Genomic DNA, 454 nt, shown 5'->3' with positions numbered 1-454 from the left:
GTGGTGCACCGGGCCGATCTCCAGGCCGCTTTGGCCTTGCAGGTCGCCGCCCACCCCGCGATCGAGTTGCGGCTCGGCTGTGCCCTCGACGACGTGACCCTCCATGCCGATGGTGTCACCGTCTCCGCCGGGGGCGGACTGGAACAGGCACTGGCGCTGATCGGCGCCGACGGGATTTGGTCGGCGGTGCGCGGGCGGGTTTTTCCCAAGATCGAGCCGATGTTCTCGGGGCTGATCGCCTGGCGCGGGACGTTTGCGGCCGAGGCGATGCCCGATGGCGAGAAATTGCGCGGGGTGCAACTCTGGCTTGGACCGGACGCCCATCTGGTGGTCTATCCGATCTCCGGCGGCCGCCGGATCAATCTGGTGGCGGTGGTCGACGGCTCGTGGAACCAGCGCGGCTGGAGCGCGCGCGGCGAACCGACCGAAATCATCGGCCGCTTCGCCCATTGGG

1 protein-coding gene is annotated in these 454 nt (G+C 69.2%); it reads left to right on the top strand.

From position 1 onward, the window contains the following. Positions 1–454, top strand: a 454-nt coding sequence (locus DY467_RS25580; protein WP_502706460.1) for a Rossmann-fold NAD(P)-binding domain-containing protein, incomplete at both ends; no start/stop codon positions are given.

The organism is Rhodopseudomonas sp. BR0G17, from assembly GCF_010907025.1.
Lineage (GTDB): Bacteria > Pseudomonadota > Alphaproteobacteria > Rhizobiales > Xanthobacteraceae > Rhodopseudomonas > Rhodopseudomonas palustris_H.
The sequence above is the reverse complement of the archived record's forward strand: the minus strand, read 5'-3'. Positions and strand labels throughout refer to the sequence as shown.